Raw genomic sequence first — 24,631 nt, forward strand, 5'->3', positions numbered from 1 at the left:
CTCATTGTGCGGCCCCGAGCGGCTGCAGACATAAGGCATAGCCGGGCCAGCCCCGATGACGCCATTCCTCGCGAGCGGCATCGGCCAGCTTGATGCGGTGGTCATTGACGCTGTCCGATAGCGTCGGCACTGCCGCCTCCCAGTCGCCCTCACTGGCGCTGCCCGCATGCACCAGGTCCCAGGCAGGCGCCGGTCGGCGGATGGCGATGAAGGCGGCCAGCCAGGCACGCCAGAAGGCGGCCAGGATGCGAGGAAGATCCAGCGCCAGGCCGCGAGCGTGCGCGACGTTGATGAGCTCCCGCACCGCATGGGTGCCGGTGACCAGATGCAGCGCAGTGAAATCATGCGTGGCCAGGTAGACCGCCAGGGACGCCTCCGCGAGGTCATCCAGAGACAGCTGCGGCACGCGCGCGTAATCAGGGAATGCCGGCAAGGCCTGCGCTCGCTGCAAGCGCGTGACGATCAGCGTGCCGCCAGCCGGTTCCATCCCCAGACGAGGATCGGCTCGCACGGCCGCCAGTGTCTCGCGCAGGAGCGTTTGAGGCTGAGGCACCGCGCTGTGGGGATGCAGACCGGATTCGCCCGATGGACCTGCGGGGCCCACCTGGGAGTCCGATGACGCGGCTGGTGCTTTGGCCAGCCACGCGGCCAGCGCCGCCCGCTCCTCCCCCGTATGGCCGGACTGCAACGCATAGGCCAGACGGATCGCCGCATGAAACGCATCCACATGCGCTGACAGCAAGAGATCAGCCAGCACCGCTTCCAGCGGTGGCACGGCCCTTTGCGACGGCCGCGCAGGCACCGACAGCTCCCGCCAATGGTCCAGCTGGCGTCGCAAGGCGGTCGGCGGCGCCCCCAGCCGCGTTAAAGCGCCGAGCACCATGGGCAGATGGTTGAACAGCTGCAGCGACCCGGAGGGGTAGTAGGTGTCGTACTGGAGCGATTCGTCCAGTGCCTGGTGCAAAGCCTCCGAAGACGATGACCGTGACGGCGAAGACCACTGGGACGGGGACGGGCACGGCGACGATGAGGATGACGCCACCGGTGAGGAGGAGGATGACGGTAAGGAGGATGACGCCGACGGCGGCAGTCGCTGCGACGTCAAGTCCGCTGCATGTCGGCTGAAGGGCTGGATCGTGTCCTTGGTGATCATGGCTGGCCTCCCTGGCTGCGACTCGATGAGTGCCATCGACAGTCGATGAAGACATCTTCTCCGAACCTGGCGATTAAATAAACTGTTTGTTTATTAACACCGATTCGAGCAGGGAGACCCGACAATGCCGGCATGAGTTTTCGTGCCCTGCCCCTTCCCGACGACGTGTCCGGCCGCCTGTGGCTGCACTCGATGCCTGGACGCCGCGAATCCTGGTCTGACTTCCTGGACCAGGCGCGGCATCAGCAGCTGAACCTGGTGGTGTGTCTGAATCCGCTGGATGAAGTGGAGGCCTTGTCGCCGCAGTACTTCAAGGCGATCCAGGCGGGGCGCCTGCCGTTCCGGTGGATGCATCTCCCGATGCTGAATTTCGGCTTGGCGTCCGAGGCGGCACTGTTCCGTCAAGGGGTGGAGCAGTTGGCCCACGGTCTGAGGCTGGGCGACCGGGCGCTGGTGCATTGCGCCGCCGGCATGGGACGCACCGGCACGATGGGCGCCTGTGTGCTCAAGCGGCTGGGACGCGGGGCCGATGACGCAGTGCAGACGGTCCGGGAGGCGGGATCCAACCCGCAGTCCGCGGTGCAAACGGGGTGGATCCAGGTGTTCTGATGGGTCGCTGGACGACCGAGGCTCAGACCATCACGCCCAGCGTGCGCGGCGTTTTCCAGCGACCGCGGGTGAAGTCGGGGAAGTCCTTGGCGTTGCCGCGGTCCGCCACCGACTCGCAGGACAGCGGCAGCACCGCCGACCACGCCGCGGCGTCGTAGACATCCTGATCCATCGGCAGGCCCTGGCGCAGGTTGTAGATGACGCGCCACATCATGACGAAGTCCATGCCGCCCGCGCCGCCCTGCTGCGCCTGGGCACCGAGCTGCTTCCACAGCGGATGGTCAAAGCGCTCGAACCAGGGCTTCATGTCACTGTCCCATTCCCGCGAGGCTTCCCGGTTGCCGCTGGGCGTCATCAGCTTGCGGCCATCCATCATGTCGATGGCGATGCGGTCCGGGAATCCGCTGAACACCCCATTGGTTCCGACCACCGTGTTGAGCCGCGAATACGGCCGCGGCGTGGTGGTGTCATGTTGCAGCAGGATGGTCCGGCCGGAGGCGCACTTGATCACGCTGGTGTTCACATCCCCGGTGATGTAGGGCAGGCGCGCATGCGGGTGGCCGGGCGGCAGCTCCCGGCTGGCGTAGGCCGCCAGGCCGCGGGCGTTGGAGCTTTGCGAGTTCAGATATTCGAAGCGGTCGCCGCGCTGGATGTTGAAGTACTGCGCCACCGGCCCGAGGCCGTGGGTGGGATAGAGATTGCCGTTGAGCTGCGCATACCGCAGGCTGCGCCAGGACCCGGGGCCGCGCTCGACGTCCTTGAGCTGCTGACGCAGATCGTGGAAGTAGGCGCCCTCGGCATGCACCAGCTCACCGAACAGCCCCTGGCGGATCATGTTCAGCAGCATCATCTCCTGCCGGCCGTAGCAGCAGCTCTCCAGCATCATGCAGTGGCGCTGGGTGGCTTCGGAGGTGTCCACCAGCAGCCAGGCTTCATTGAGCGTCACGGCGGCCGGGGTTTCAACAAAGACGTGTTTTCCGGATCGCATCGCCGCCACCGCCATCGGCGTGTGCAGCTCCCAGGGGGTGGCGATCACGACCGCGTCCACATCGCTGCGACCGATCAGCCGCTCCCAGGCGCCCGAACTCCCGGTGATGACCTCCGGCCGCGGGGCATGCGCCTGGTTGATCAGCGCCAGGGTCTTGTCGATGGCGACGGCATCGATGTCCGCAATGGCGGTGATGCGCGCGCCTTCGATGCGGCATAGCGTCTGCGCCAGCTCCGCACCGCGCTGCCCGACCCCGATCAGGCCCAGACGCACCTCCGGCAGCGGCGCCGCCTTCAGGCCCATCACCGGCTTGCTGGCCACGGGCTGCGGCGCCAGCGTGCTGCCGGTGGCGCATCCCGCGAGCGCGGCGGCGGCAGCGGTGCCGAGCAGGCTGCCCAGCATGCGGCGGCGGTCCGGTTGTTCCGGAGAGGCGCTAGAGGCGCTAAAAGCGTTAGAGCCATATGCGTGCTGAGGGTCGGGCCGGTCTTGATCTTCCATCGTGCGCATCTCCTGCGTCTTGTGCCGCGCGATGATACGGGCGCCGCGACAATCACCCCATGTCCAACGACCTTCCCCTGATGCATGTGGACGCACAGCGCATCATCATCCACAAACCGGCCGGTCTGCTGGCCGTGCCCGGCCGTGGCGAAGACAAGCAGGACTGCGCCTGGCACCGCGTGCGCGACGTGTTTGCGGACGCGCTGGTGGTGCATCGGCTGGATCAGGCGACATCCGGCCTGCTGGTCTTTGCGCGCGGCGAAGCGATGCAGCGCGCCCTCAGCGACGCCTTTGCGCAGCGGCAGGTGGACAAACGCTACGAAGCCGTGGTCAGTGGTCGGGTGGACCGGGACCAGTTCGACATCGACCTGCCCCTGATCGCCGACTGGCCCAACCGCCCTCGGCAGAAGGTGGACTTCGACATCGGCAAACCGAGCCTGACCCGGGTCACCGTGGTGGCGCGGGATCCGCAGGGGCAGTCCTCGCGCCTGTGGCTGGAGCCGGTCACCGGCCGTTCCCACCAGCTGCGGGTGCACCTGATGGCCTGCGGCCATCCCATCCTGGGGGACACGCTGTATGCCGCGGAGGAGGTGCAGGCGCAGGCGCCGCGTTTGCTGCTCCATGCCCGCGACCTGTCGCTGCCCGCCCTGCTCGGCGAAGCCGCCCTCACCCTTCATTGCCCCGTCGATTTTTGAGGAGTTCCCATGGTTGATTCCGTTGCTTCCCCGGCCGCCTCTGCGGACGCCACCAGCGCCCAAGGCCGCACCCTGACCCTGATCACCGGCAGCTCGCGCGGCCTGGGTGAGGCGCTGGCCCGCGAATGCCTGCTGGCCGGCCATCAGGTGATCGGCATTGCCCGCGGCCGCAGTGACGCCCTGGAACAGTTCGCCCGCGAACAGGGCGGCGCAAGCTTGCAGCAGTGGCAGGCCGACCTGGCCGAGCCATTGATCATCGCCCGGCATCTCGGCGACTGGCTGCGCACCCAGCCGCAGGACTGGGCCGCGGTGAACCTGATCAACAACGCGGGAGTGATCCCCACCCCCGGGCCGGTGGAGGCCAGCACGCTGGAGGCGCTGTCGGGTGCGCTTCGGGTGGGTCTGGAGGCGACGCTGCTCATCAGCGCGGTGTTCCTGGAAGCCACCGGGGCATGGCCGGGCGACCGCCGCATCCTCAACATCTCGTCCGGACTGGGGCGCCGGGCGATGGCCGGTTCCGCTGCCTATTGCGCGGCGAAGGCTGGCATGGACAACCTGAGCCGGGCCATGGCGCTGGATGAGGAGGTCAAGGCGACGCAGGGACGTCCGTTCGCCCGCGTGGTGTCGCTGGCGCCGGGCATCATCGATACCGACATGCAGGCCACCATCCGCGGCGGCGCGTCGGACGGCTTCCCGGACCGGGACCGCTTCGTCGCCTTCAAGACCGAAGGTCAGCTGGCCAGCGCCACCGACACCGCGCGCAAGGTGCTGAAGTGGCTGTCCAGAAACGACTTCGGCCAGCAGGTGCTGGCCGATGTGCGGGAAGCGTGACGGGGGTCTGACGTCGCTCCTTCGGGGGTGATCGAGGCTCGTGCAGACCGCTGGAAGCGGTTCGCGGCTTGCGACTGCGTGCGTCGTCAGCCCAGCATGTTGGCGGCGCGCAGAAGGCCCATCAGCAGCATCCACAGCACGACCGAGCGCCACACCAGACCCACCACGCTTTGCAGGTGACCCAGTTGCGGCGGTTGTCCGCCCGTGGAGCCTTCAGCGCGGGTGGCATCCATGTCGCCGCCTGCTTCGAAGGTCTTGCTGCGGTCCGGCGTCACTCCAGGCGCCGCGCTGCCGCCCAACTGGACGCCCACCGCCCCCGCCGCAGCGGCGAGGATGATGCCTTCGTTGCTGTGCGCCCACAGGGCCGCATCCCGGCGCCAGCCGTTCACCGCTTCCTCGAAATTGCCGACGATGGCAAAGCCGGTGGCGGTCAGACGGGCCGGTACATGATCGATCAAACCAAACAGACGACGCGACAGATGCATCAGGCGTTCATTGGTCGGTGCATCCAGCGTGCGGCTCTTGAAGGCCCAGTAGCGGCCCGCGAATTCGGCCATCCGGTACAGCACCGCGCCAGCCGGGCCCAGGCCCAGCGCGGACAGCAGCACGAACCAGAAGAACACACCGAACACATGCCGGTGCGCCGCCAGCAGCGAATGCTCCAGCACATGGCGCAGCAGTTCGGTCCGCGGCAGTTCGCTGGCGTCCAGGTGACGCCATTCCGCCAGCAGCCGGCGGGCTTCCAGTTCGTCGCCGCGCTCCAGCGCGTCCCGAATGTCGGTGAAGTAATGGCTGAACTGCCGGAAGCCCAGGGTCAGGTAGAGCACCAGCACATCCAGCAGCAGGGACAGCACCAGGCTGTAGCGGTGCAGCACCATGGCCAACAGGCCGACCAGCAGTGCCGGACCGACCACCGTGATGGACCAGACCACCGCCGCATGATGCGAGCGGCCGGCGTCGAAATTACGCCCCGTCCAGCGCACCCAGGCAATCATGCCTTGATGGACAGGATTGCCGTGCGGCAGAGGCTTGAGCTGCTCGCAAATCAGTGCGAGCAAGACCGCGATGAGGTTCATGGCCCGGGATGATAGCGGGACACCGGCGGACCGAGCCGCAATCGAGCGGATTCAGACCTGCAGGAAGCGATACAGATTGCGTAGCATGGCGGCCGTCGCACCCCAGATGAAGAATTCGCGCGCGGCGGACGCGGGGTGACCCGCACTTGCAAGACCTGCCCCCGTCCAAGGCATGGAGAGGAACTGACGGTGACCACCGTCCCACTCGACACGGTGGCGGCGGTGATGGGCCGGGTTCATCAGGAAGGCCAGCGGCACTTCGAAGGCTTCGGCCACCTCGCCGGTGTCCAGCCGCAGATCGAAGGACGGCTGCACCAGGGCGACCACCGGCGTCACCTCATAGGCGGTCACGGTCCGATACAACGGCAGTTGGCCGAGGATGTCCACCAGCGTCTCCGGCAGGCCGATTTCCTCGTGCGCTTCCCGCAGGGCGGTGCGTTCCGGCGAGCCGTCTTCCGGCTCGGCTCGGCCCCCGGGGAAGCTGATCTGACCGGCATGGTCGCGCAGATGCGCGGTGCGCTGGGTGAGCAACACCGACAGGCCCTGCGCCCGTTGCACCAGCGGCACCAGCACCGACGCCTGGGTCGGCGGGCGGTCGGACAGCCACGCGCCGTCGCCGGGAATCTCCGGATCAAACGGCGGCGGACGCATAAAGCGCTCTCGCAGGGCCTCGGCCGTCAGACGCTCCGCCGGCACGGCCGGCAGATGGGCGTCGGTCCCGGTGACAGGCACCAGCCAGGGCTCCTTCAGTGCGGGCCGCACCGGCGAGGCGGCAGCGGGAGCGCGGGGGGCAGGCGAAGCTGGCAGGTCGAGCGTGCCAGGCGAGTCGGGGGCGTGACGGTTCGGCAGCGTGGGCATGAAAAGGATGGAGAGCGCGCCTGAGTATGCCGGGAAAGAAAAAACCGCTCCGAGGCCAGGCCTTGGAGCGGTTTGCTTGGGCACCGGCCAAAGCCGGAATCCAGGAGCAGCAGCCAGAACTTAGGCCAGCTTTTCCTTGATACGTGCCGACTTGCCCGAACGCTGACGCAGGTAGTACAGCTTGGCACGACGGACGTCACCACGACGCTTGACTTCGATCGAAGCGATCAGCGGGCTGTAGGTCTGGAACGTACGCTCCACGCCTTCGCCGCTCGAGATCTTGCGAACGATGAAGTTGGAGTTCAGGCCGCGGTTGCGCTTGGCAATCACGACGCCTTCGTAGGCCTGCACCCGCTTGCGGGTACCTTCCACCACGTTCACGTTCACGATGACGGTGTCACCGGGGCCGAAAGCAGGGATGGTCTTGTTCAGGCGAGCAATTTCTTCTTGCTCGAGGATCTGGATCAGGTTCACAAATAACTCCTTGTGATCGTGCCCGCGCAAATGCGTTGTCAGAGTCACCTTGCAGCGGGATGTCAGCATTGCTGGCATCCGCCCTTGAGGCGCTCTGGGGGGCTCCTGGATTTGATTCAAAGGCTTGATTCAAGCCGGAGCACCGCCGTGGTAGACCCCGAGGAATTCGAGGTCAGGCCGGACAGAGGATCGGGAAAGCCCGCGATTATAGACAGGGATCAGGCCGCCAGGATAGCGCAAAGCCCCGAAATTCCGGGGATTCAGCGCTTTTTCGGGGCTGTCCGGGCCACGCTGCCGCCGCTGTGGCCGGTGTTGGACTTGCCAACCGGCGCACCTCGGGCGGCGTCTTTGACGCCTGCCTGACTGCTCGCCCGCCCAGAACCGGTCTCGCCTGCCAGGCCGGCCAGGAAGGTCTCGTCCTTGCGGCTGAGCTTGCCGTCCCGGCGGGCGGCTTCAATCAGCTCCGGACGACGCTGCAGCGTCAGCGCCAGCGAGCGCTCCCGACGCCACCGCGCAATGTCCGCATGATGGCCAGACAGGAGCACCGGCGGGACGGACTGCGGGCCGGCGGGCGTGTCCAGCACCTCGGGGCGGCTGTAATGCGGGCAGTCCAGCAGCCCGTCAGAAAAACTGTCCTGCTGGTGGGACGCCGCGTCGTTCAGCACGCCCTCCTGCAAACGGGTCACCGCGTCCAGCAGCGCCAGCGCCGGCAGTTCCCCGCCGGAGAGCACGAAGTCGCCCAGGCTGACTTCCATCGTCACGTGACGATCCAGAAAGCGCTGGTCGATGCCTTCATAACGGCCGCAGAGCAGGATCGCCCCAGGGCCGGCGGCCAGTTCACGCACCAGCGCCTGGTCCATGTGCCGCCCGGTCGGGCTGAAGTGGATGACCACCGGCGTGCCAGTCACGGGCGGGAGGGCCGCCTCTGGCGTCGCGGGTGTTGCTTCAACGGCCGCTTCAGCAGCTGTCATTGCCGCTGTCATTGCCGCTGTCATTGCCGCAGCGGCGCGGTCCGCCCGCACAGCGGTGATCGCCCGCTCCAGCGGCTCGACCAGCATCACCATGCCTGGCCCGCCGCCGTAGGGGCGGTCATCCACCCGGCGATAGTTGTCTTCGGCGTAGTCGCGCAGCGGCCACAGGCGGACGTCCACCTGGCGGCTCTCATACGCTCGGCGCGTCACCCCGACACGCAAAAAGGGCTCGAAGAGCTCCGGGAACAGGGTGATGACGTCAAAGCGCATCGATCAGTAGTCCAGACCCCACTCCACCGTGATGCGACGGGCGGCCATGTCCACATCGCCCACATAGGCGGAGACAAAGGGGATCAGGATTTCCTGCTCGGGCTTGACCGGCGGGGTCAGACCGGGCGGCACGATGCGCAGGACGCTGTGCGGGCCGGTGTCGATCAGGTCCGTGACTTCGCCGAGGGTCTGGCCTTCGTGGTTCACCACGGTCAGGCCGATCAGGTCGATCCAGTAGAACTCGTCCGGATCGGTCTCGGGGAAGGTGGAGCGCGAAACGAAGATGCGTGCCCCCTTGAGCGCTTCGGCCGCACTGCGGTCCGACACGCCTTCGGCCTGGGCGACGATGCCGTCCCCATGGTCACGCACCGAAAGAATCTTGAGCAGCGGCGGGACGGGGGTCCCGGCTGTGGAAGCCGCTGAAGCACCTGGGCGGGGCGGCGCGCCGTTCACCCGTTCGCTGGGTTTGAGAAACCAGCGGCGGGCATTGAACAGGGCGTCGGCATCGGCGGAATGGGACAGGATCTTGATCCAGCCCTTGATGCCCCAGGCGTCCAGCACACGCCCGACTTCGATGGCATCCTCGGGCAGGGCCGTCGGCTGGTCATCGATCAGATCGGGCGCGGTTTTCATTGACGTGTGTCTACTTAGGCAGCAGCGGCCGGAGCGACGGCAGCCTTCTTGGCCACGTCCACCAGGCGGGCGACGGAAGGCGACAGCTGAGCGCCCACGCCGACCCAGTAAGCCACGCGGTCTTGCGCCACGCGCAGCGATTCCGCAGCACCGGAAGCCACGGGGTTGTAAAAGCCCACGCGTTCGATGAAACGGCCGTCACGGCGGTTGCGGCTGTCGGTCACCACCAGGTTGTAGAACGGACGCTTCTTGGAGCCGCCGCGGGAGAGTCGAATCACGACCATGATCAATCCTTCAGTGTTTTCTAGCGTTCCACCGCACCAGGGAGACACACAGGGGCAAGCAGATCAGGAACAAAAGTTCAGGGCGTGGTGCGCGTGTCGGGCACTTCAATTCCACGCAAAGACTCTAAGATGGCGCTGTAGATACGCTGTCAGCCACCCAAAACCACATCCGGCGTCCTCCTTCGAGGACTCACCCCATCCTGGGATCACCCCAACCAGAGGTCACCCGTTCTTGAGGTCCCCCGTTCTTGGGATCACCCGTTCTTGGGATCACCCGTTCTGGGGTTCATTGAATGTGCTTTGAGGCGACACCTGTCAGCCAGCGCCAAAACCGGGCATTATAAACTCGGGTTTGACGCTTTGTCCTCCTTCTCCAATGACCACATCCCCAAGCAGTACCGCTCCCCTCGTCATTCGTCCCAGCATGGAAGGCGATATTCCCGCCATCCAGCAGATTTACGAGCATGCGGTGCTCCACGGCACCGGCACTTTCGAGACCGACGTGCCGGACCGTGCCGAGATGGCGCGCCGGCGCACCGAGGTGCTCAGCCGCAGCCTGCCCTACCTGGTGGCCGAGCGGGACGGTCAGGTGCTGGGCTACGCCTATGCCAACTATTTCCGCCCCCGGCTGGCTTACCGCTACTTCGTCGAGGATTCGATCTATCTGTCTCCGCAGGCCCAGGGCCAGGGCATCGGCCGGTTGCTGCTGGCCGAGCTGATCGCCCGCTGCGAGGCCGCGGGCGCCCGCCAGATGATCGCGGTGATCGGCGATTCGCAGAATCAGGGCTCCATCGGCGTGCACAAGACCCTGGGTTTTGAACAGAACGGCGTGCTGAAGTCCGCCGGCTGGAAGTTTGGCCGATGGCTGGATGTGGTGATGATGCAGCGTCAGCTGGGTCAGGGCGACACCACCAGCCCGACGGCCTCGCCGGCCGCCGCGCCTGCGCAGACCGCGACCGCTTCCACACCGACTGCTTCTGCAACGTCGGCAACACCGGCGACGCCCGCCACCCCTGCTGCGGACCCCGCCCCCACCGCATGAGCACCGTGGCCGGTCCTGCGCAGGAGCGGTCATATCGCTCCAAAACCATCGCCACCTGGCTGAGCTTCGCGCTGGGCAGCCTGGGCGTGCACCGCCTTTATCTCTACGGGCTGCAGGACCGCTGGGCCTGGCTGCACCCCTTGCCGACCCTGCTGGGCCTGTATGGGGTGCACCGCATGGATGTCCTTGGGCAGGATGACCACATCGCCTGGCTGCTGATTCCGCTGCTGGGGCTGATGATCGCCCAGAGCATGCTGGCGGGCATCCTGCACGGCCTGACGCCGGATGACCGCTGGAACGAGCGCCACAACCCGGGTCTGCCGCCGCAGCGCACCGGCTGGGGGCCGGTGCTGGGCGTGATTGCCTGCCTGATGGTGGGCGGCGCCTGCCTGATGGCGACGCTGGCGTTCTCCGCCCAGCGATATTTCGAATCCCAGGTGGAAGCGGCTCAGGAACTTAGCCAATAGCGCTTGGGACTGCGCGCAGCTGCGACCGCGACGACAGCTGGGATTGTGCAAGCTCCACTGCACTGCACTACGCCGCAAGTCGCCAACGACAAAGGCCCTGAGCCGACGCCGCAAGCAGCGTCTGGCATCAGGGCCTTTGTGATGGGACCGCGGTGAGCAGAGCGCGAATCGAAGTTCAGCGCCTCGCCACCACTTCCGGCTTCAGAACAGCGTGAAGCTCAGCCAGTAGAAGACACCACCGATGAAGGCCGACGCGGGGATGGTGAAGATCCAGGCCCACACGATATTGCCAGCCACGCCCCAGCGCACCGACGAGGCCCGCTGCGTGGAGCCCACACCGACGATGGCGCCGGTGATGGTGTGGGTGGTGGAGACCGGAATCCCCAGCGCGGTGGCCAGGAACAGCGTGATGGCGCCGCCGGTTTCCGCACAGAAGCCGCCGACCGGCTTGAGTTTGGTGATCTTCTGACCCATGGTCCGCACGATCCGCCAGCCGCCGAACATGGTGCCCATGCCAATGGCGAGGTAGCAGGCGCCGATCACCCAGGTGGGCGGCGAATGCTCGGTGCTGGACGCATAGCCGGAGGCGATCAGCAGCATCCAGATCAGGCCGATCGTCTTTTGCGCATCATTGCCGCCGTGGCCCAGGCTGTACAGACCGGCCGACAGCAGCTGAAGCCGACGGAACCAGTTGTCCACCCGCAGCGGCGAGCTGCGACGGAAGAGCCAGGCCACGATGACCATCAACAGCGAGCCCAGCACAAAACCGAGCAGCGGCGAGACGAAGATGAACAGCACGGTCTTGCCGATGCCGCTCATGATCAGACCCTTGGTGCCGGCCTTGGCGATGGCCGCCCCGACCAGACCGCCGATCAGCGCATGCGACGAGCTCGACGGAATGCCATAGAACCAGGTGATCACGTTCCAGGAGATCGCGCCGATCAGCGCCCCGAAGATCACATGGTGATCCACGATGCCCGGATCAATGCTGCCCTTGCCGATGGTGGCCGCCACCTTCAGCTCGAAGAAGGCCACCGCCACCACGTTGAAGAAGGCAGCGAACAGCACCGCCTGCTGGGGCTTGAGCACCCCGGTGGACACGACCGTGGCGATCGAATTCGCCGCGTCGTGAAAGCCGTTCATGAAGTCGAACAGCACGGCCAGCACCACGAGCATGGCCACGACCCAGAAGGCCACCTGCATCGTTCCCATCACCCGCCCCGGATCAGGAATTCTCGAGGACGATGCCCTCGATCAGGTTGGCCACGTCTTCACAACGGTCGGAGATGGATTCGAGCTGCTCGTAGATCGCCTTCAGCTTGATCAGCTCGCGCACGTCCGGCTGTTCGCGGAACAGCTTGGACATGGCCGCGCGCATGACGCGGTCCGCATCCGATTCCAGCTTGTCGATCTCTTCGCAGGTCTTGATGGCGGCCTCGGCCGTCGCCGGCTCGCTGAGCTTGGGCAGCAGCGACACCGCATGCTGGACCCGCTCACAGCACTTGGCGGACAGGTCGCCGAGTCGCAGCACTTCTTCCGGAATGGAGCGCACATCGTAGAGCTGCATCGTCTCGGACGAGTCCTGCAGCAGGTCCAGGATGTCGTCCATCGCATTGATCAGGCCGTGAATCTGCTCACGGTCGATCGGCGTGATGAAGGTGCGATGCAGCAGACGGTTCACTTCGGCGGTGATACGGTCGGCATGGTGCTCGGCCTTGTCCACCTCGGCGGCGTATTTCTCGCGCAGCGTGACGTCGTTGTAGTTCTGGATCATCAGCATGAAGGCGCGCGCGCCTTCCACGATCTGTGCACCGTGCTGATTGAAGAGCTCGAAAAAATTGCCCTCACGGGGCAGAAGCTTGCCGAAAAACATGGGTTCTCGTCACAAAAAGTTCACCGCCGTGTCATACGGCAAGCCCGCAAGTGTAGCTGCGCCCACCGGAATGGGTGATTGAGTGCGTTGCCTAGCGCGCGGGCGCGACCGCCGTCAGCGGCGCTTTTGCGCGATGTCCTGGCGCGGTTGAGGGGCTTTCCGGACAGCGCACGGCCGGTCTGACGCCAGGGCGGCCCTTTGGGGCGGGGGGTTGGGTGGGGGTGGGCCCCCAGACGCCAGAGGACAATGAAACGGCGGTCCGGACGGGCGCCGTGTCCCGGCGATCGATCAGCCGCTGTGGGCAGGAGCCAACGGTTCGGGGATGCGGGTGATGGCCTGGTGGCCGACCGCCGCCTCGTAATCCTTGAGCGGCACCCCGCCGGGCAACACCAGATCCGGCGCCAGCTCTCGCAGCGGCAGCACCACAAAGGCCCGTTCGTGCAGACGGGGATGCGGCACGGTCAGGCGGTCGGTGGCGATGCGTTGGTCGCCATACAGCAGCAGGTCCAGATCGAGCGTGCGGGGCGCATTCACATACGGCCGCTCACGGCCATGGCGATGCTCGATCGCCTGGAGGGCATCGAGCAGGACCAGCGGGGCCAGCGAGGTCTCGATGGCCGCGACTGCATTCAGATAGTCAGGGCCTTCACACCCGACCGGCGCGCTGTGCCAGGCGCTCGACACTGCCGTGACGCGGATGCCGGGCCAGTCGTGCAGGGCGACCAGGGCGGCTTGCAGGGTCGCGCGGAGCTGACCGAGGTTGGCTCCCAGAGCGATGTAGGCCGTCACCGGCCTCAAAGGCGCGGCGGGTTGGCTCCGCTTGACCGCAGCGTCACCCGTCACGTGTCTTCAGCCTTCTCCGCCAGCGCCGCCAGCACCGCCAGAACCGGCGCCAGAGCCGCCGAGATCGCCACCGCCGGCACCGCCTGCCGCCTTCGGCTTGCGACGACGACGACGCTTGCGCGCCGGATTCGCCCGGTTGGCACCGCCGTCACCGAAGTCGGCGGCGGGATCGCGGTCATCGACGTCGGCATCCGAATCAGCGTCCGCCTCCTGGTCGTCATCCCGGTGCGCCTCGAGATCCGCACCCGCGTCGCCCTGAGCCGCGGACGTGCGCGTGGCCGGACCCGCACCACGCCCCTTGCCGCGCCCCACCGGCTCACCGGCGGTCTCGCTCACCGCGCCACGCGGCACCTGATGCACCCGTCCACCGCCCTGCTTGCCCCGGCTCTTGGGCGACGACTGACGCTGCGATTCCCGCGCCAGATCCAGCAGCGCACGACGCTCGTCCTCATTGCCCAGCGCAAAGTCTTCCCACCAGTCGGCCAGGGTGGCGTCGATCTCGCCGGCCTCGGCGCGCAGCGCCAGGAAATCGAAGCCGGCCCGATAACGCGGCTGCTCGATCAGGCGATGTGGACCGCTGCCGGTGCGCCGCTCAAAGCGCGGCTGCATCATCCAGATTTCGCGCATGTCCGCCGCCAGCTTGCCGCGGCCGGAGATGTCGCCGACACGGGCGTCGAAGACAAGATCGATGGCCTGCTGCAAGGCGGGCACCGGGCCTTCGCCGTCAGCGATCAGACGGGTCCAGCGCTGCTGCACATCGCCCCACAGCATGCAGGCCAGCATGAAGCTCGGCGCCACCGAACGGCCCTCTTCCACCCGCTTGTCGGTGTCTTCCAGCGCCAGACGGACAAAACGGCCATGCACGTTGTCCGGCAGGGCGCCGTTCTCATCCAGCACCGCGTCCAGGATCGGGAAGATGCCGCGCGCCAGGCCCTGCTTGCGCAGTTCCTCCAGACTGGCCAGGGCGTGGCCGGTCTGCAGCAGCTTGATCATTTCATCGAACATGCGCGAGAGCGGCACGTTGGCCAGCAGCGCGGACATGGCCGGGATCGGCGCACGCGTCTTGGGTTCGATGGTGAAGCCCAGCTTGGCGGCAAAACGCACGGCGCGCAGGATGCGGACCGGGTCTTCGCGGTAACGGGTTTCCGGGTCGCCGATCATGCGCAGGATCTTCTTGCGGCTGTCGGCCAGGCCCCCGTGGTAGTCCACCACCAGTTCGCGCTGGGGGTCGTAATACAGGGCGTTGACGGTGAAGTCGCGGCGCGCCGCATCTTCCACCTGCGGGCCCCAGACGTTGTCCCGCAGCACCCGGCCGCTGGCGTCCACCACGTGGGACTTGCCGGCCAGTGCCTCTTTGGACGTCTTCTCGTTGCCCTGCACCTGCTCCGCATCATCCTGCGTCAGCAGGGCGCGGAAGGTGGAGACCTCGATCACTTCATGCTCGCGCCCACGACCGAACACCACGTGGACGATGCGAAAGCGCCGGCCGATGATGAAGGCCCGGCGGAACTGGTTCTTCACCTCTTCCGGCGTGGCGTCGGTGGCGACGTCGAAGTCCTTGGGGCGGCGCCCCAGCAGCAGGTCGCGCACCGCGCCGCCCACGATGTAGGCCTCGAAACCCGCATCGGTCAGACCCTTGACGACCTTGACGCCGCGTTCATCCAGCAATTCGGGATTGATGCGGTGCTCGTCCGCGCCGATTTCGACGCGGCGGCCCAGCGGCGTCGCCTTCGAGCCGCTGCCCTCAGGCTTGCCCAGCAACTTGTTGATCAGTTTTTTAATCATTCGAACAACTTCAGTATTGGCCAGCCGCGCTCGCGCGCCAGCGTGTCCAGCGCCGTGCTGGGATTGGTGGCCACCGGGTGGCTGACCTGCTCCAGCAGCGGCAGGTCATTCATCGAGTCGCTGTAGAAATGCACACGCTCGAAGTCCTCCCAGCGCCGGCCCTGCTGCTCCAGCCACTGGCGCACCCGCACCACCTTGCCGCCCTGGAAGGACGGCACACCGTCAACGCGGCCGGTGTAGCGGCCGGTCTCATCCCGCTCCAGCTTCACCGCAATCAGGTGATCGATGCCAAAGGCCTGGGGGATCAGCTCGGTCACGAATTCATTCGTGGCCGTGACCACCACCACCAGGTCGCCAGCGTCCAGGTGCCGCTGCACCAGTGCGCGCGCATTGTCGCGCAACATCGGGCGGATGACCCGGTCCATGAAAGCCGCCCGGGCCGCCAGGGCTTCCGGCAGGGGTTTGGCCCGCCAGACGGAGGTGGCGAACTCGATGTAGTCGTCCAGGTTGAGCGTGCCGTTCTGGTAGTGCTGGTAGAACTGGTCGTTGCGGGCCGACCAGGCCTGGCCGTCCGCCCAGCCGATCTCCACCATGTAGGCGCCAAAGGCGTGGTCCGAGTCCTGGGGAATCAGGGTGCCGTCCAGGTCGAACAGGGTCAGGTCCACGATACGGGTTCCTTGGGAAGGTGATTCAATGAGCGCCCTGATCCGCCAGCATCTGGCGCAGCAGGGGCACGGTGACCGCGCGTTTGGTGGCCATGGCGAATTCGTCCAGGCCGTCCAGCAGGGTCATGAGGTGTTTCAGGTCGCGGGCGAAGCGGGTGAGCAAATAGTCCATCACCTCGTCGCTGAGCACCAGGCCGCGGCGGTCGGCGTCCCGGCGCAGCACGGCGCGGACGTCGGATTCGGACAGCGGCTGCAGGGCGAAGGTCGGGCCCCAGGCCAGCCGGGTGCGCAGGTCTTCCCGCAGCGCCAGATCCACCGGCGGCTCGGTGCCGGTGGCCACGACCGCCAGGCCCATGGTCGCAGCCTCGACGAACAGGGCAAAGGCAGCATGCTGCTGGCCGGCGTCAAAGCGCTGGCAGTCGTCCATCAGCAGCAGGCTGGGATGGGCGGGCAGTTCCCAGGGCAGCGGAGTGTCGGCGTCATACCAGCCGACCTGCGCCCCGGCCGCCTGCCAGCGCCGGGCCAGCGCCCGCAGCACATGGGTCTTGCCGCAGCCCGGCGGGCCCCAGAGGAAAACCGGCGGCGCCCCGGTGCCCAGGGTGAGCACGTGCGTCAGGGCCGCCACGTTGTCGCCGGGCAGCAGATTGTCAAAGGTGTAGTCGGGCTCGGGACCCAGCGACAGCGGAATTTGCTTCAAAAGACTCAAGCCTAGGAGGGGTTCGGCCCGGCGGTCACGGCCGGCCCCGTCCGTCCGGACCGGGCCCGGTGGCGCCCACGGACAGCAACGCGGATTCTAAAGGTTCAGTGCAGGGTGGCCGGACCGTCCCGGTCGCGGATCTGTTGCAGGCACTGGGCCAGCTCCGCCTTTTCGGCCTGGTCGTCCGGCAGCAGGGCCACCAGGCGCTGCTGGATGGCCAGCAGCCGCGGCAGGTCGCCCTGCTCCAGATGGATCTGCTTCAGATTGCGCAGCATGCGCGCCAGGATCTGCCGCGCAGAAGCCGTCCCGAGGAAAGCGTCCAGGGACATCTGCTCGCCCGGCGGCAGGCCGGCCCGGTCCCGCCAGGGACTGAGGAATTCGTCCAGCTCGCTGCGGCCCAGTGACCGGCCGCTGAACGGGTCCAGCACCACCTCGCCCTGCGGCAGTCGCAGCTTCATCAGGAAGTGGCCCGGAAAGCTGACACCCTTGACCCGCAGACCCACATGCGCCGCCAGCTCCATATAAATGATGGCCAGCGTGATGGGGATGCCGCGCCGGGTCTGCAGCACCTGATGCAGATAGCTGTTGCCGACGGCGTAGTAGTCATTGACGTTGCCCGCAAAGCCGAGCTCGCCATGGAAGTACTGATTGAGCATGCGCAGCCGGTGGCTGGGGCCCGCGTCCGACGGCAGGCGTCGGCGCAGGCGCTCCCCCAGCCGGTCCAGCTCGGCCATGACCTGCTGCACATCCAGCTGAGGGACGTCCACCAGGGCGATGGCGGTCGCCGCTTCGGCCAGGTTGAGGCCCTCGTCATCGGCCACCAGGGTGGCGAAGTAGTCGAGTGCCGACGGCACTGCCCAATCCAACGGCAAATTCATAAGCTGGAGTCTACGCCCTGCGCGAGGATCGCACGGCGCACTGCGATCGGGCTTACGCCCGCTTGATGAAATGCTTCACCTGAATGCCGGAGATCAGCAGCAGGGTGAAGTACAGCAGCGCCGAGCCGCCCAGACTCACCGCCATCCAGCCGGCGCGCACCAGTTCGTGCTGGCCCAGGGCCACCCAGTCGAAGTGGTGGGCCAGCCACCATTGCAGTCCGCCCATCGCTGCACTGGCCAGCATCACCCGCAGGGCAAACCAGAACCAGCCGGGGGCCGGCCGGTAGCTGCCGAGCTTGCGCAGCCCCACCAGCAGCAGTCCGGCGTTCACCACCGCACCCAGGCCGATGGACAGGGACAGCCCCGCCACGCCGATGCCCAGCCAGAAGACGAAGATGCCGTTCATGACCTGGGTCAGCACCAGCACCAGCATCGCCACCCGCACCGGGGTGCGCGTATCCAGCCGGGCGTAATAACCGGGCGCGAGGATCTTCACCGCCACCAGGCCCATCAGCCCCACCCCATACCCCATCACCGCCTGTGCGGTGTGGTGCACATCCGCGGCCTGGAACGCGCCACGCTGATACAGCACGGCCACCAGCGGCTCGGCAAAGACCAGCAGGGCCACCGCGCAGGGCAAGGCCAGCAGCAGCACGAGGCGCAGGCCCCAGTCCAGCAGGTCGGAATATTGCTGGCTGTCGCCCTTGGCCTGCGCGGCCGAGAGCTGCGGCGTCAGCACCACGCCCAGGGCCACGCCGAGCAGCGCGATCGGGAATTCCATCAACCGGTCGGCATAGGTCAGCCAGGACGCCGCGCCCTCGCCCACCGAAATGGCGATCTGGGTATTGATCACCAGCGACACCTGCGCCACCGCCACACCCACCAGCGCTGGCGCCATCTGACGCCCCACCTGCCGCACCCCCGGGTGGACCAGCGCACTGCGCAGGCCCGACCATCCCCAGGAGATGCGCGGCATCAGGTGCACCCGGCGCAGTGCGGGGATCTGCACCACCAGCTGCAGCACACCGCCCAGCACCACGCCAATGGCCAATGAATAGATGGGCCGATAACCCCAGCTCGCCAGCAGCGGCGACAGGCCATAGCCGGCGGCAATCGACGACAGATTGAACAGCACCGGCGTGACGGCCGGCACGACGAAGCGCTTCCAGGTGTTGAGGATGCCGGCCGACAAGGCCACCAGCGACATGCAGCCGATGTAGGGGAACATCCAGCGGGTCATGGTGACGGCGGCTTCATGGGCCGAGTCGTTGAGGCTGGCCCCCAGCGCCAGCACCAGCAGCGGCGCGGCCGCCACGCCGACAATGCAGGTGACGATCTGCACCCACACCAGCACGGTGGACACCGCATCGATCAGGCCATGCGTGGCTTCGTCCCCATCCCGCGCCCGGGCGGCGGCGAGCGCCGGCACGAAGGCCTGGGAGAATGCGCCTTCGGCAAACAGCCGGCGGAACATGTTGGGAATGCGGAACGCCACCTGATAGGCGTCGGTCAGGGCATTGGCGCCGAACAGCGCCGCAATCATCTGTTCGCGGACCAGCCCGGTGATGCGCGACATCAAGGTGAACACCGAAACCACCGAAGCGGTACGCAGCAGATTCATGAGCGGTCAGAGGGCCGCAGGGGCCGGCAGCCACTGCGTCAAAATTGGGGACGGCGCATTATCAGGCGGCGTTTGCGCGCCCCGCTTTGATTTTCACTGGCGCACTGCTATACTCGCTGTCTTTGCACCATCTGGACACCCAAGACAATGGCAAGCTCTTCCAAAGCCAAGAAGAAAACCGTGCGTCTGGCCTCTGGCCGTAAGCGCGCACGTCAAGACGTCAAGCTGAACGCCGCCAACACGGCGCTGCGTTCGAAGTTCCGCACGGTCATCAAGAACGTGCAAAAGGCGATCGTCACTGGCGACAAGGCCAAGGCCGCCGACCTCTTCAAGATTGCCCAGCCCGTGATCGACTCCGTGGCTGACAAGGGCATCTTCCACAAGAACAAGGCAGCTCGTCATAAGAGCCGCCTGTCCGCCAAGATCAAGGCGCTGGCCGCCTGATAGAGATTTCCAGCTCTGGTGCAAATAAAAGCCCGCTCCGGCGGGCTTTTTCATTGGCGGCTGGCATCTTCCCGTCCGTAGGCCCGTAGGTTGTTGGCCTCCTAGGCCTTCAGGCCTTCAAGGCTCAAGCCCTCAGCGGCATCGGTGCACTGCCCACCACCTCGCGTGCGTGCAGCCAGTCCACCACATTGCGCGCCACCCATTCGCCATCATCCAGTGGCAGATCATGCCCGGCACGGGCATGCAGGCGCAGCGGTGCGCCCCAGGCCCGACTGATGGCCTGTGAACAGCGCCAGTCCACCAGCTCATCTCCCTGACTGCAGAGCAGCAGCATCGGCGGATGCGGCCGGTTCCAGCTCGCCCGGTAGCGTACGGCGGCCAGCAATTGGCGCAGCGCATTGCGGCGTCGCACCGGATGCTTGCGCTGCAGTTGCACCCAATGGTCCAGCACCTGATCCGGCTGCCGCTGCAGCCGCGTGGTCATGGCCAGCACCCTCGCCTCCCGCTGGCGCAGACTCAACCGGAACAGGCTGAGCGTCAGCAGCGACCAGTAATTGCCCGGCCGCAAACGCCGAAAAAATGCACTGAAGGGCCGCAGGCTGGTGTTGATCAGCACCACCGACGCCAGCTCCTTCGGATAACGCGAAGCCCAGTCGCTCGCCACCATCGCACCGAGCGACATCGCCAGCACATGACACGGCATCTGCACGCCGCGGCGCTGCAGTTCGCGGCGGCAAGCCTCCACCATGTCGGACACCTGCGTCGGACTGTCCTGCTCACAGAGCCGGCCGTTGCCCGGCAGGTCCAGCAGTTCCAGACGCACCTCCGGCTGCTGGGCGCGCAAGGCCCGCAGCAGACGCGAAGGAAAGTCGCCCCAGTGGCCACTTTCGCGCGTCAATCCTCTCAGCAATATCCAGGTCGTTTCACTCATGCCCGGTTCCGTCGATACCATCGAATCAGGGCCTGCTCTCCATGGTCCCAGCGCGTTTCCGGGCCCGGCAGCCACCGGGACGCGCTCTGCGTGGCGCGCATCATGAAGTCCATCCAGGCCATATGTCTCCGGAGTACCCGCTGCTGTCTGTGTTCGATCAGCGGATTGAACATTCCGTGCCGGGAGAGTAGCTGCCTCGGATTTTTCTTCACCCACAGCCATGACCCCATTTCGAGCGTCATAGGGAGGAAGATCCCCCGATCCAGGGTGATGGATTCGTCATAGAGATGGTCCCAGAGATCGCCATGAGCCAGGTAGTGGCGGCTCTGCGGCTCCAGGACATAGGGGTGCGGCGAGAGTCCCTGGTCCAGCACCTCGCACAGCGCATGCACCTCGGCCAGATGTTTCATCGGACGGCGGCTGCGCGCATAAGGGAACCAGATGCGGTCATGCAGGCCAAAGCCGGAGTGGCAGTCGATGCTGAGCGAAAAGGGGCGGCCCAGCAGTTCTTCCCGCATCAGGCGGCACAGGGCCTCGCTTTCCGGCTGAAGCGGCCCTCCCGCTGGCCCGCGGTACCAGGGCATCCAGGCGCCGAACCGGTGTCCCCCCACCAGCCAGGGCACCGCGCGGTCGGCGTCCTGAGGGCCGTTGCGCATCAGATCGACGCCGGCCGGATTGGACCGTCGCCCCAGCAGGATGCCGCCGGGATTCACCAGCGGCAGGAAGACCAGACGGACCGATTCCAGCTGCTGGTGCAGGCTCACATCCCAGCGCAGGCGGCGCACCAGGCTGCCGAGATAGGCCAGCGCCACCTGCGCGCCGATCCGCTCCAGTCCGTGCACTCCCCCGATGACCGCCATCGCCGGCACCGATGGATCGGGGTTGCCCAGCGTGATGGCCAGCACCGGCAGCTGTGCGCCGCCCGCCGACACCTGCGCCAGCTCACGGCAATGCAGCAGCGTGCCGCCTCGTTCGACGAGCCGGAGCAGTTCATGCAGTTCAGGGAGTACGGGGGCGGTGCGGACCGCCGCGTCGGCGGGGACCACGGCCATGGGGATTTCGGAGGAAACCCGGCACGGTAGGGGGAAACAGCAGGAAAGGCGATGGCCCGGACGGACCATGGAGGGGCGTGGGGGGCGCTTTGGCAGTGGCCGATCAGCCGCGGGCCACCCCGGGTGCTGGCATCGGCGGGTCCGGCAGCAGGCAGGCATCCACCACCTGCAGCTTGTTGTCACGGGCGAAGTTCATGACGAAGTCCCAGGCCATCGGCTCCACCGACTTCAGCGCTTCGCTGACGATCACGCACTTCACGCCATTGATGACCCGCGGCACGCAATACGGGGAGTAGCCAATGTGCGCATCCCGCCCAGTCCGCACCCCACCGGGGCGAAAGCAGGACATGGCTCCGGCCAGACGCTCAGCCCAGTCGCTCGGTCGAAAGGTGCGGCCATCCGTCGTGATTCCCTGGATGAACACTTCTCGCGGCTTGGGCTGCTCAGTCATGCGTCACTCGTTGATTCCTATGCCGCGCCGCAGGGCGCCGGGCAAAAGCGGTATTGTGCCTCGGATGTGTTGCGTCGCAGCACATGAGGGGCTCTCTGCGCCCGTCTGAGCCGTGCGGGATACGACGCAGGCGGGACTTTTTTAAAGCACGGCCCGTAGAATCAATCGCTCCTTCCGAGGAGCTTTTTTCATTGCGATTCCCGGCCCGATGCCGGTTCCGCGCAATGCCAACCAACGTTTTGCCACCCTGTTTTGGAGACTTGATGAACGCCCAGGAGTCCACGTTCGCCGCCCCGTCCGAACCCCACGTCATGCAAACCTACGGCCGCCTGCCCATCGCCCTGTCGCACGGCGAAGGCTGCCAGGTGTGGGATACGGCCGGCCGACGATACCTGGACGCGTTGTCAGGCATCGCCGTCAACACGCTGGGGCACAACCACCCCCGGCTGGTGGCGGCCCTTCGGGACCAAGTCGGCAAGCTGATTCACACCAGCAACTACTACCACGTCCCGCTGCAGGAGCAACTGGCGGCCAAGCTCTGCGAGCTCTCCGGCCTCACCAACGCCTTCTTCTGCAACTCCGGGCTCGAAGCCAATGAGGCCGCGATCAAGATCGCGCGCAAGTTCGGCCACGACCGGGGCAACACCAATCCGGCCATCATCGTGTTCGAGAAGGCCTTCCACGGCCGCTCGCTGGCCACGCTGTCGGCCACCGGCAATCCCAAGGTGCAGGCCGGTTTCGGTCCGCTGGTGCCCGGCTTCGTGCGGGTGCCGCTGAACGACCTGCCCGCGCTGGAAGCGGCCATTGCCCAGAACCCGAATGTCACGGCCATCTTCCTGGAGACCATCCAGGGCGAAGGCGGCATCAACCCGGCGCACATGCAGTTCCTGAAGGACCTGCGACGCCTGTGCGACCAGCACGATCTGCTGCTGATGCTGGACGAAGTGCAGTGCGGCATCGGCCGTACCGGCAAGTGGTTCGCGCATCAGTGGGCCGGCATTCAGCCGGACGTGATGCCGCTGGCCAAGGGCCTGGGTTCGGGTGTTCCGATCGGCTCGGTGGTCTGCGGTCCGCGTGCGGCCAAGGTGCTGGGCCCGGGCAACCACGGCACCACCTTCGGCGGCAACCCGCTGGCGATGCGTGCCGGCTCTGAAACCCTGGCCATCATGGAAGCCGACGGCCTGCTGGAGAACGCCACGCAGCGCGGTGCGGAACTCAAGGCGGCACTTGAAGCGGGGCTGGCCGGCGTGCCGGGCTTTGTGGAAGTGCGCGGGTACGGCCTGATGATCGGCGTGCAGCTGGACCGCCCCTGCGGCGCCCTGCTGGCCCAGGCAGCCGAAGAAGCGCAGCTGCTGATCAGCGTCACCGCTGACTCGGTGGTGCGCCTGCTGCCGGCGCTGATCGTCACCCGCGAGGAAGTGGCCGAGATCGCAGCCCGTCTGGTGCCGCTGATCAAGCGCTTCCTCGCAGCCCCCGCATCATGAAGCCGGGAGACAGACTGATGCGCCACTACCTGCAGTTCAAGGATCTGCGCGCGGAAGAGTACGCCTATCTGTTCGACCGGGCGGCCATCATCAAGCGCCGCTTCAAGAACTACGAGAAGTACCAGCCGCTGACCGACCGCACGCTGGCGATGATCTTCGAGAAGGCCAGCACCCGCACGCGGGTGAGCTTCGAGGCCGGCATGTACCAGATGGGTGGCTCGGTGGTGCACCTCACCACCGGCGACAGCCAGCTGGGCCGTGCCGAGCCGATCGAGGACAGCGCCCGCGTCATCAGCCGCATGGTCGACCTGGTGATGATCCGCACCTTCGAGCAGACCAAGATCGAGCGCTTTGCGGCGCACTCGCGGGTGCCGGTCATCAACGGCCTGACCAACGAGTACCACCCCTGCCAGATCCTCGCCGACCTGTTCACCTTTATCGAGCAGCGCGGCATGGACCGACGCGGCGCCATCGACATGGACTGCCTCAAGGGCCGTGTCGTGGCGTGGGTGGGTGACGGCAACAACATGGCCAACACCTGGCTGCAGGCGGCGGAGATCCTGGGCTTCACCGTCCACGTGAGCACCCCCAGCGGTTATGAGATCGATCCGGCGGTGGCCGGCATCCAGAACCGCGACTGCTACAAGGTCTTCAAGGACCCGCGGCAGGCATGCGCGGGGGCGGACCTGGTGACCACCGACGTCTGGACCAGCATGGGCTACGAGGCGGAGAACGAAACCCGCCGCACCGCCTTTGCCGACTGGTGCGTTGATGCGGACATGATGGCGCGGGCCAAGCCCGATGCGCTGTTCATGCACTGCCTGCCGGCCCACCGCGGCGAAGAGGTGGCGGCAGAGGTGATCGACGGGCCGCAGTCGGTGGTCTGGGATGAAGCGGAGAACCGCATGCATGTCCAGAAGGCGCTGATGGAGTACCTCTTGCTCGGCCGGATCGGCGGGTGAAGTCGCTTCACGGCGACTGAGGCCTGCGGGCCAGACATGCAGTCCGCCCACAGGGGTCCGGTGTTCAACCGGACCCCTTGTTTTTTGTCAGTCGCC

At 66.6% G+C, this 24,631-nt stretch carries 26 protein-coding genes and 1 pseudogene; 8 read left to right on the top strand and 19 right to left on the bottom strand.

Annotation, left to right across the window (positions count from 1 at the left end):
- Position 1: 1 nt before the first annotated feature.
- Complete coding sequence (locus tag FHS28_RS07905; protein WP_184294379.1) at positions 2–964, bottom strand: questin oxidase family protein; 963 nt, start codon at positions 962–964, stop codon at positions 2–4.
- Positions 965–1,285: 321 nt separating this feature from the next.
- Between FHS28_RS07905 and FHS28_RS07910 the strand changes: the two genes are divergently transcribed.
- The gene (locus FHS28_RS07910) at positions 1,286–1,762 is read left to right on the top strand and encodes a protein-tyrosine phosphatase family protein (protein ID WP_088450118.1); all 477 of its coding nucleotides are present in this window, start codon (positions 1,286–1,288) and stop codon (positions 1,760–1,762) included.
- Positions 1,763–1,784: 22 nt separating this feature from the next.
- Here FHS28_RS07910 and FHS28_RS07915 read toward each other — a convergent pair whose 3' ends face one another.
- Positions 1,785–3,152 carry a Gfo/Idh/MocA family protein gene (locus FHS28_RS07915; protein ID WP_088450120.1) on the bottom strand — a complete coding sequence of 456 codons (1,368 nt, stop codon included), beginning with the start codon at positions 3,150–3,152 and terminating at the stop codon, positions 1,785–1,787.
- 155 nt (positions 3,153–3,307) lie between these two features.
- Between FHS28_RS07915 and FHS28_RS07920 the strand changes: the two genes are divergently transcribed.
- Both FHS28_RS07920 and FHS28_RS07925 read left to right on the top strand, forming a co-directional pair.
- Complete coding sequence (locus FHS28_RS07920; RefSeq protein ID WP_088450122.1) at positions 3,308–3,943, top strand: pseudouridine synthase; 636 nt, start codon at positions 3,308–3,310, stop codon at positions 3,941–3,943.
- 9 nt (positions 3,944–3,952) lie between these two features.
- Positions 3,953–4,774, top strand: a complete 822-nt coding sequence (locus FHS28_RS07925) for an SDR family NAD(P)-dependent oxidoreductase (RefSeq protein WP_088450124.1) — start codon at positions 3,953–3,955, stop codon at positions 4,772–4,774.
- Positions 4,775–4,860: 86 nt separating this feature from the next.
- Here FHS28_RS07925 and FHS28_RS07930 read toward each other — a convergent pair whose 3' ends face one another.
- The 6 genes from FHS28_RS07930 to rpsP all read right to left on the bottom strand — a co-directional run bounded on the left by FHS28_RS07930 (position 4,861) and on the right by rpsP (position 9,340).
- Positions 4,861–5,850: a CobD/CbiB family protein gene (locus FHS28_RS07930; RefSeq protein ID WP_088450126.1), complete on the bottom strand. Its 990-nt coding sequence runs from the start codon at positions 5,848–5,850 to the stop codon at positions 4,861–4,863.
- 51 nt (positions 5,851–5,901) lie between these two features.
- On the bottom strand, positions 5,902–6,708 hold the full coding sequence (locus FHS28_RS07935; protein WP_088450128.1) for an NUDIX hydrolase: 807 nt from the start codon (positions 6,706–6,708) through the stop codon (positions 5,902–5,904).
- Between the two features lie 120 nt (positions 6,709–6,828).
- Positions 6,829–7,182, bottom strand: coding sequence for a 50S ribosomal protein L19 (rplS, locus tag FHS28_RS07940; protein ID WP_058936094.1), 354 nt, complete (start codon positions 7,180–7,182; stop codon positions 6,829–6,831).
- A gap of 260 nt (positions 7,183–7,442) precedes the next feature.
- Positions 7,443–8,423, bottom strand: a complete 981-nt coding sequence (gene trmD, locus FHS28_RS07945; RefSeq protein ID WP_088450130.1) for a tRNA (guanosine(37)-N1)-methyltransferase TrmD — start codon at positions 8,421–8,423, stop codon at positions 7,443–7,445.
- Positions 8,424–8,426: 3 nt separating this feature from the next.
- A complete protein-coding gene (gene rimM, locus FHS28_RS07950) occupies positions 8,427–9,056 on the bottom strand; it encodes a ribosome maturation factor RimM (protein WP_088450133.1) in 630 nt (209 codons plus the stop codon).
- Between the two features lie 14 nt (positions 9,057–9,070).
- The gene (gene rpsP, locus FHS28_RS07955; protein WP_088450135.1) at positions 9,071–9,340 is read right to left on the bottom strand and encodes a 30S ribosomal protein S16; all 270 of its coding nucleotides are present in this window, start codon (positions 9,338–9,340) and stop codon (positions 9,071–9,073) included.
- A gap of 376 nt (positions 9,341–9,716) precedes the next feature.
- Here rpsP and FHS28_RS07960 point away from each other — a divergent pair.
- Together FHS28_RS07960 and FHS28_RS07965 are read left to right on the top strand one after the other, a co-directional pair.
- Positions 9,717–10,259, top strand: a pseudogene (locus tag FHS28_RS07960) (GNAT family N-acetyltransferase); the annotation flags it as partial.
- A gap of 119 nt (positions 10,260–10,378) precedes the next feature.
- Positions 10,379–10,849 (top strand): TM2 domain-containing protein, encoded by a 471-nt coding sequence (locus FHS28_RS07965; protein WP_088450139.1) that lies wholly within the window; start codon positions 10,379–10,381, stop codon positions 10,847–10,849.
- A 201-nt stretch (positions 10,850–11,050) separates the two neighbouring features.
- Here FHS28_RS07965 and FHS28_RS07970 read toward each other — a convergent pair whose 3' ends face one another.
- From FHS28_RS07970 to murJ, 8 genes are all read right to left on the bottom strand, one after another.
- Positions 11,051–12,061: an inorganic phosphate transporter gene (locus FHS28_RS07970; RefSeq protein ID WP_088450141.1), complete on the bottom strand. Its 1,011-nt coding sequence runs from the start codon at positions 12,059–12,061 to the stop codon at positions 11,051–11,053.
- 13 nt (positions 12,062–12,074) lie between these two features.
- Complete coding sequence (locus FHS28_RS07975; RefSeq protein WP_088450143.1) at positions 12,075–12,722, bottom strand: DUF47 domain-containing protein; 648 nt, start codon at positions 12,720–12,722, stop codon at positions 12,075–12,077.
- 288 nt (positions 12,723–13,010) lie between these two features.
- Complete coding sequence (gene folK, locus FHS28_RS07980; protein ID WP_310736759.1) at positions 13,011–13,565, bottom strand: 2-amino-4-hydroxy-6-hydroxymethyldihydropteridine diphosphokinase; 555 nt, start codon at positions 13,563–13,565, stop codon at positions 13,011–13,013.
- Between the two features lie 6 nt (positions 13,566–13,571).
- Positions 13,572–15,350 carry a polynucleotide adenylyltransferase PcnB gene (gene pcnB, locus FHS28_RS07985; protein ID WP_088450147.1) on the bottom strand — a complete coding sequence of 593 codons (1,779 nt, stop codon included), beginning with the start codon at positions 15,348–15,350 and terminating at the stop codon, positions 13,572–13,574.
- Positions 15,347–16,015, bottom strand: coding sequence for a histidinol-phosphatase (locus FHS28_RS07990; RefSeq protein ID WP_088450149.1), 669 nt, complete (start codon positions 16,013–16,015; stop codon positions 15,347–15,349). Before FHS28_RS07990 ends, pcnB begins: the two co-directional genes overlap by 4 nt.
- 25 nt (positions 16,016–16,040) lie before the next feature.
- Entirely contained in the window at positions 16,041–16,712 is a 672-nt protein-coding gene (hda, locus tag FHS28_RS07995) for a DnaA regulatory inactivator Hda (RefSeq protein ID WP_088450151.1), read from the bottom strand.
- 104 nt (positions 16,713–16,816) lie between these two features.
- Positions 16,817–17,590, bottom strand: coding sequence for a SirB1 family protein (locus tag FHS28_RS08000; protein ID WP_088450154.1), 774 nt, complete (start codon positions 17,588–17,590; stop codon positions 16,817–16,819).
- A 52-nt stretch (positions 17,591–17,642) separates the two neighbouring features.
- A complete protein-coding gene (gene murJ / locus FHS28_RS08005) occupies positions 17,643–19,211 on the bottom strand; it encodes a murein biosynthesis integral membrane protein MurJ (protein ID WP_088450156.1) in 1,569 nt (522 codons plus the stop codon).
- 147 nt (positions 19,212–19,358) lie between these two features.
- On the opposite strand from murJ, the gene rpsT reads away from it, so the two are divergent.
- The gene (rpsT, locus tag FHS28_RS08010) at positions 19,359–19,655 is read left to right on the top strand and encodes a 30S ribosomal protein S20 (protein WP_088450158.1); all 297 of its coding nucleotides are present in this window, start codon (positions 19,359–19,361) and stop codon (positions 19,653–19,655) included.
- Between the two features lie 124 nt (positions 19,656–19,779).
- Here the strand turns inward: rpsT and FHS28_RS08015 are convergent, their stop codons facing one another.
- From FHS28_RS08015 to FHS28_RS08025, 3 genes are all read right to left on the bottom strand, one after another.
- On the bottom strand, positions 19,780–20,586 hold the full coding sequence (locus FHS28_RS08015; RefSeq protein ID WP_088450160.1) for an alpha/beta fold hydrolase: 807 nt from the start codon (positions 20,584–20,586) through the stop codon (positions 19,780–19,782).
- The gene (locus tag FHS28_RS08020; protein ID WP_088450162.1) at positions 20,583–21,638 is read right to left on the bottom strand and encodes a M14 family zinc carboxypeptidase; all 1,056 of its coding nucleotides are present in this window, start codon (positions 21,636–21,638) and stop codon (positions 20,583–20,585) included. The genes FHS28_RS08015 and FHS28_RS08020 overlap by 4 nt, the downstream gene beginning before the upstream one ends.
- A 103-nt stretch (positions 21,639–21,741) precedes the next feature.
- Positions 21,742–22,089 carry a DUF3579 domain-containing protein gene (locus FHS28_RS08025; RefSeq protein WP_088450164.1) on the bottom strand — a complete coding sequence of 116 codons (348 nt, stop codon included), beginning with the start codon at positions 22,087–22,089 and terminating at the stop codon, positions 21,742–21,744.
- A gap of 263 nt (positions 22,090–22,352) precedes the next feature.
- Between FHS28_RS08025 and FHS28_RS08030 the strand changes: the two genes are divergently transcribed.
- The gene (locus FHS28_RS08030; protein ID WP_246409732.1) at positions 22,353–23,573 is read left to right on the top strand and encodes an aspartate aminotransferase family protein; all 1,221 of its coding nucleotides are present in this window, start codon (positions 22,353–22,355) and stop codon (positions 23,571–23,573) included.
- Positions 23,570–24,535 (top strand): ornithine carbamoyltransferase, encoded by a 966-nt coding sequence (argF, locus tag FHS28_RS08035; RefSeq protein WP_088450166.1) that lies wholly within the window; start codon positions 23,570–23,572, stop codon positions 24,533–24,535. Before FHS28_RS08030 ends, argF begins: the two co-directional genes overlap by 4 nt.
- Positions 24,536–24,631 lie beyond the last annotated feature (96 nt).

Source organism: Roseateles terrae (genome assembly GCF_014192155.1).
GTDB lineage: Bacteria > Pseudomonadota > Gammaproteobacteria > Burkholderiales > Burkholderiaceae_C > Roseateles > Roseateles terrae.

What these genes read in the sequence shown, in the direction of transcription:
- FHS28_RS08000 (WP_088450154.1), bottom strand. Translation starts at nt 17,590, where the DNA reads ATGAATTTGCCGTTGGATTGGGCAGTGCCGTCGGCACTCGACTACTTC.
- FHS28_RS07965 (WP_088450139.1), top strand. Translation starts at nt 10,379, where the DNA reads ATGAGCACCGTGGCCGGTCCTGCGCAGGAGCGGTCATATCGCTCCAAA.
- rpsP (WP_088450135.1), bottom strand. Translation starts at nt 9,340, where the DNA reads ATGGTCGTGATTCGACTCTCCCGCGGCGGCTCCAAGAAGCGTCCGTTC.
- FHS28_RS07925 (WP_088450124.1), top strand. Translation starts at nt 3,953, where the DNA reads ATGGTTGATTCCGTTGCTTCCCCGGCCGCCTCTGCGGACGCCACCAGC.
- FHS28_RS07935 (WP_088450128.1), bottom strand. Translation starts at nt 6,708, where the DNA reads ATGCCCACGCTGCCGAACCGTCACGCCCCCGACTCGCCTGGCACGCTC.
- FHS28_RS07920 (WP_088450122.1), top strand. Translation starts at nt 3,308, where the DNA reads ATGTCCAACGACCTTCCCCTGATGCATGTGGACGCACAGCGCATCATC.
- rimM (WP_088450133.1), bottom strand. Translation starts at nt 9,056, where the DNA reads ATGAAAACCGCGCCCGATCTGATCGATGACCAGCCGACGGCCCTGCCC.
- pcnB (WP_088450147.1), bottom strand. Translation starts at nt 15,350, where the DNA reads ATGATTAAAAAACTGATCAACAAGTTGCTGGGCAAGCCTGAGGGCAGC.
- FHS28_RS08020 (WP_088450162.1), bottom strand. Translation starts at nt 21,638, where the DNA reads ATGGCCGTGGTCCCCGCCGACGCGGCGGTCCGCACCGCCCCCGTACTC.
- FHS28_RS08030 (WP_246409732.1), top strand. Translation starts at nt 22,353, where the DNA reads ATGAACGCCCAGGAGTCCACGTTCGCCGCCCCGTCCGAACCCCACGTC.
- FHS28_RS07915 (WP_088450120.1), bottom strand. Translation starts at nt 3,152, where the DNA reads ATGCTGGGCAGCCTGCTCGGCACCGCTGCCGCCGCCGCGCTCGCGGGA.
- murJ (WP_088450156.1), bottom strand. Translation starts at nt 19,211, where the DNA reads ATGAATCTGCTGCGTACCGCTTCGGTGGTTTCGGTGTTCACCTTGATG.
- FHS28_RS07975 (WP_088450143.1), bottom strand. Translation starts at nt 12,722, where the DNA reads ATGTTTTTCGGCAAGCTTCTGCCCCGTGAGGGCAATTTTTTCGAGCTC.
- argF (WP_088450166.1), top strand. Translation starts at nt 23,570, where the DNA reads ATGAAGCCGGGAGACAGACTGATGCGCCACTACCTGCAGTTCAAGGAT.
- FHS28_RS07910 (WP_088450118.1), top strand. Translation starts at nt 1,286, where the DNA reads ATGAGTTTTCGTGCCCTGCCCCTTCCCGACGACGTGTCCGGCCGCCTG.
- FHS28_RS07970 (WP_088450141.1), bottom strand. Translation starts at nt 12,061, where the DNA reads ATGGGAACGATGCAGGTGGCCTTCTGGGTCGTGGCCATGCTCGTGGTG.
- FHS28_RS07930 (WP_088450126.1), bottom strand. Translation starts at nt 5,850, where the DNA reads ATGAACCTCATCGCGGTCTTGCTCGCACTGATTTGCGAGCAGCTCAAG.
- FHS28_RS08025 (WP_088450164.1), bottom strand. Translation starts at nt 22,089, where the DNA reads ATGACTGAGCAGCCCAAGCCGCGAGAAGTGTTCATCCAGGGAATCACG.
- FHS28_RS08015 (WP_088450160.1), bottom strand. Translation starts at nt 20,586, where the DNA reads ATGAGTGAAACGACCTGGATATTGCTGAGAGGATTGACGCGCGAAAGT.
- trmD (WP_088450130.1), bottom strand. Translation starts at nt 8,423, where the DNA reads ATGCGCTTTGACGTCATCACCCTGTTCCCGGAGCTCTTCGAGCCCTTT.
- rpsT (WP_088450158.1), top strand. Translation starts at nt 19,359, where the DNA reads ATGGCAAGCTCTTCCAAAGCCAAGAAGAAAACCGTGCGTCTGGCCTCT.